This is a genomic window from Pseudomonas sp. GW821-FHT05H12, assembly GCF_059419385.1.
In genome coordinates, this window is sequence record NZ_JBWKRS010000084.1 from 1 (window position 1) to 4,273 (window position 4,273).

The window sequence follows — 4,273 nt, forward strand, 5'->3', positions numbered from 1 at the left end:
GCCGGCGATGGCGGCCAAAAGGTCGCCACAAGGCTCAAGGGCCTCATCGCCGGCAAGCCGGCTCCTACAAGGTGTGTGATAACAAGGAAATTGTGTGATGCCCAAGCCATTAGTGCGCTCTGCGCTGTTTGTACCCGGCAGCCGCCCGGAGCGATTTTCCAAAGCCTTGGCCAGTGGTGCCGATGCGGTGATCGTGGATTTCGAAGACGCGGTGGAAGAGCCCCTCAAGCGCCAGGCGCGGGACAACCTCGGCGTCTTCCTCAGCGCCAACCCGGCGGCCCAGGTCTGGGTGCGCATCAATGCGCCGGAACATGCCGAGCACTTCGAGGACGTGGCGTTCTGTAAAGCCCACTCGAATGTGGCGGGCGTGCTGTTGCCGAAGGTCGAAAGCGCGGCCCAGGTGGCCGTGGTGGCCGCCACCGGCAAAGTGATATGGCCGATCATCGAAAGTGCACGCGGCCTGTTGGCCGTGGCCGAGATTGCCCGCGCCCCTCAGGTGGAACGCCTGTCGTTCGGCGGCCTGGACCTGGCGCTGGACCTGAACCTGAGCAGCCATTCACCGGCCGCCGAGTTCGCCCTGAACCAGGCGCGCCTGGCGCTGATCGTACATTCCCGCGCTGCCGGGTTAGTGGCACCGCTGGACGGTGTGCACCCGGCCATCGACGACCCCGAGGGCCTGCGCCGCTCGATCCGGCATGCCTATGAAATGGGCTTTGCCGGGGCGCTGTGTATTCATCCCAAACAGGTGGCGGTGATTCACGAGGCGCTGGCGCCCAGTGCCGAGGATTTGGCCTGGGCCAAACGGGTGGTGAACGGCGGCGCCAGCGGGGCAGGGGCTTATCAGATTGATGGGCAGATGGTGGATGCCCCCGTGTTGCTGCGCGCCCAGAGACTGCTGGCCGCCCAACCCTGACTGACACCACCGAATCAAACTGTGGGAGCTGGCTTGCCTGCGATAGCGGTGTATAAGCCAAAAACTGCTCTGCCTGACATGCCGCTATCGCAGGCAAGCCAGCTCCCACATTGGATTGATGTTGCGCCTCGGATCTGCGTTCGGCCAGGCCGAACGCAGGTATCAAAAAATCGAAATTCACTACACGCGCCACATCAGGCACCTTGCCCTACAACACAACAATAAGAAGGTGATTTCCCATGCTCAAGCTTTCCCGGGCGCTGCTGTGCGCCGCCACCTTGTTTGCCGCGGGCCTGGCCCAGGCGGCGGACCCGATTGTCATCAAGTTTGCCCACGTGGTCGCCGAAAACACCCCTAAAGGCCAGGGTGCGCTGCTGTTCAAAAAGCTTGCGGAAGAGCGCCTGCCGGGCCGGGTGAAGGTCGAGGTGTACCCCAACTCGTCGCTGTTCGGCGATGGCAAGGAAATGGAAGCGCTGCTGCTCGGCGATGTGCAGATGCTGGCGCCGTCCCTGGCCAAGTTCGAGCAATACACCAAGCAAGTGCAGATCTACGACTTGCCGTTCCTGTTCAACGACCTGGCGGCCGTCGACCGCTTCCAGGCGGCCCAGGGCAAGGCCCTGCTGACCTCCATGCAGGACAAGAACATCCTCGGCCTGGCCTATTGGCACAATGGCCTCAAGCAACTGTCGTCGAACAAGGCCCTGCATGAACCCAAGGATGCCCGTGGCCTGAAGTTCCGCGTGCAGGCGTCCAGCGTGCTCGAAGAACAGTTCAAGGCGATTCGCGCCAACCCGCGCAAGATGAGCTTTGCCGAGGTGTACCAGGGCTTGCAGACCGGCACCGTGAATGGCACCGAGAACACTTGGTCGAACTATGAAAGCCAGAAGGTCAACGAAGTGCAGAAGTACTTCACCGAGTCCAACCATGGCCTGATCGACTACATGGTGATCACCAACGCCAAGTTCTGGAACGGCCTGCCACCGGATGTCCGCACCACGCTGGAGCAGATCATGGTGGAAGTCACCGTCGAGGTGAACAAGCAGGCCGAGGCGCTGAACCAGTCGGCCAAGCAAAAGATCATCGACGCCAAGACCAGCGAAATCATCGAGCTGACCCCTGAGCAACGCCAGCTCTGGCGCGAAGCCATGCGCCCGGTGTGGCAGAAGTTCGAAGGCGAGATCGGGGCTGACCTGATCAAGGCCGCAGACGCCTCCAACCAGCCCCAATAACCCTGTAGGAGCCGGCTTGCCGGCGATGGCGGCCGCAAGGTCGCCGCAAGGCTCAAGGGCCTCATCGCCGGCAAGCCGGCTCCTACAAAAGCCATCTGAATTCCCGTCCTTTTGCGAGGTTTTGCCATGCAAACCCTAAGGCGCGTCTGGGAGCACCTGGAGGAAGGCTTTATCGCCTTTCTGCTGGCCGCCATGACCCTGGTGACGTTCGTCTACGTCATGCTCAACAACATCTACACGCTGTTCTTTGCCCTGGCTGACAAGTGGGCGTTCAGCAGCGGCTTCTTCAACACCCTGGGCGACGGCACCATGACCTGGGCCCAGGACATGACCTGGAGCGTGGCACTGACCAAGGCCATGTTCGGCTGGCTGATCTTCTTCGGCATTTCCTACGGCGTGCGCACCGCCGGCCACCTGGGGGTGGACGCCCTGGTCAAGCTGACCAAACGCCCGGTGCAGCGCATCCTCGGCATGCTCGCGTGCCTGTGCTGCCTGGCCTATGCCGGGCTGTTCATGCTCGCCAGCTACAAGTGGGTCAGTGCGGTGATGACCGCTCACATCGGCGCCGAAGACCTCGACCAGTACGGCGTCGACGTCGGCGACATCGTGGTGATCGTGCCCATCGGTTTCGCCATGGTGTTCATCCGTTACCTGGAAATTTTCTACCGCATCTTCACCCACCGTCAGGTCGGGTTGGGGCTGGCCGATGAAGCCGGTGAGGCCAGCAAGTTGGCCGGCAGCCATGAGGAGCGTCACTGATGGCCGTGCTCTGTCTGTTTCTGCTGTTGTTCGTGTTCATGTTCCTTGGCGTGCCGATCGCGATTTCCCTCGGGTTGTCCGGTGCGGTGTCGATCCTGATGTTCAGCCAGGACTCGGTGAGTTCCCTGGCGATCAAGCTGTTTGAAACCTCTGACGCCTACACTTTCCTGGCGATTCCGTTCTTCCTGCTGTCCGGTGCGTTCATGACCACCGGGGGCGTGGCGCAGCGGCTGATCGACTTTGCCAACGCCTGTGTCGGGCACATTCGCGGCGGCCTGGCGATTGCGGCGGTGCTGGCGTGCATGCTGTTTGCGGCGCTGTCCGGTTCATCGCCGGCCACGGTGGCAGCCGTGGGCTCGATTGCGGTGGCGGGCATGGTGCGTTCCGGTTACCCGAAGGAGTTCGGTGCAGGGATCATCTGCAACGCCGGCACCCTGGGCATTCTGATTCCGCCGTCGATTGTGATGGTGGTGTACTCGGCGGCCACCGAGACCTCGGTGGGCAAGCTGTTCATGGCGGGTGTCATCCCGGGGCTGTTGCTGGGCCTGATGCTGATGGTGGCGATCTACATTGTCGCGCGCATCAAGAAACTGCCGGCCCAGCCACGGGCGACCTTCCGAGAGTGGCTGACCTGTGCACGCCGTGCGTTCTGGGGCTTGTTGCTGCTGGTGATCATCCTCGGCGGTATCTACAGCGGCATGTTCACCCCGACCGAAGCGGCGGCGGTGGCGGCGGTGTACTCGGCGTTCGTAGCCTTGTTCATCTACAAGGACATGAAGTTCCGTGATTGCCCCAAGGTGCTGCTGGAGTCCGGGCGCCTGGCGATCATGCTGATGTTCATCATCGCCAACGCCATGCTGTTTGCCCATGTGCTGACCACCGAGCAGATACCCCAGGAAATCACTGCGTGGGTGATCTCCGAAGGGCTGACGCCGATCGGCTTCTTGATCATGGTCAACATCGTGTTGCTGGTGGCGGGCAGCTTCATGGAGCCCTCGGCGATTGTGCTGATCCTGGCACCTATCTTCTTCCCGATTGCCATGAAGCTGGGCATCGACCCGATTCACCTGGGCATCGTGATGGTGGTGAACATGGAGATTGGGCTGGTGCACCCACCGGTGGGGTTGAACCTGTTCGTGACATCCGCCGTGACCGGGCTGAGCCTGGGGCAGACCATCCGTGCGGCGCTGCCGTGGCTGATGATCTTGCTGGTGTTCCTGATCATGGTGACCTACCTGCCGTTCATCTCGCTGGCGCTTCCGCACTGGCTCGGTATGTAACCTATACCCCAAACAATGTGGGAGCCGGGGGGGGGGGGGGGGGGGGGGGGGGGGGGGGGGGGGGGGGGGGGGGGGGGGGGGGGGGGGGGGGG

The 4,273-nt window shown here is 62.4% G+C and carries 4 protein-coding genes; all 4 read left to right on the forward strand.

What is annotated here, in order from left to right:
- Positions 1-97: 97 nt before the first annotated feature.
- The 4 genes from AC07SU_RS30820 (at position 98) to dctM (ending at position 4,181) form a co-directional block, all read left to right on the forward strand.
- Positions 98-913 carry an HpcH/HpaI aldolase/citrate lyase family protein gene (locus tag AC07SU_RS30820; protein ID WP_494999258.1) on the forward strand — a complete coding sequence of 272 codons (816 nt, stop codon included), beginning with the start codon at positions 98-100 and terminating at the stop codon, positions 911-913.
- 239 nt (positions 914-1,152) lie between these two features.
- On the forward strand, positions 1,153-2,142 hold the full coding sequence (locus AC07SU_RS30825; protein ID WP_494999259.1) for a TRAP transporter substrate-binding protein: 990 nt from the start codon (positions 1,153-1,155) through the stop codon (positions 2,140-2,142).
- 126 nt (positions 2,143-2,268) lie between these two features.
- On the forward strand, positions 2,269-2,901 hold the full coding sequence (locus AC07SU_RS30830; protein WP_494999260.1) for a TRAP transporter small permease: 633 nt from the start codon (positions 2,269-2,271) through the stop codon (positions 2,899-2,901).
- Positions 2,901-4,181: a C4-dicarboxylate TRAP transporter large permease protein DctM gene (dctM, locus tag AC07SU_RS30835; protein WP_494999261.1), complete on the forward strand. Its 1,281-nt coding sequence runs from the start codon at positions 2,901-2,903 to the stop codon at positions 4,179-4,181. The genes AC07SU_RS30830 and dctM overlap by 1 nt, the downstream gene beginning before the upstream one ends.
- The last annotated feature ends 92 nt before the right edge of the window (positions 4,182-4,273 follow it).

What these genes read in the sequence shown, in the direction of transcription:
- AC07SU_RS30820 (WP_494999258.1), top strand. Translation starts at nt 98, where the DNA reads ATGCCCAAGCCATTAGTGCGCTCTGCGCTGTTTGTACCCGGCAGCCGC.
- AC07SU_RS30825 (WP_494999259.1), top strand. Translation starts at nt 1,153, where the DNA reads ATGCTCAAGCTTTCCCGGGCGCTGCTGTGCGCCGCCACCTTGTTTGCC.
- AC07SU_RS30830 (WP_494999260.1), top strand. Translation starts at nt 2,269, where the DNA reads ATGCAAACCCTAAGGCGCGTCTGGGAGCACCTGGAGGAAGGCTTTATC.
- dctM (WP_494999261.1), top strand. Translation starts at nt 2,901, where the DNA reads ATGGCCGTGCTCTGTCTGTTTCTGCTGTTGTTCGTGTTCATGTTCCTT.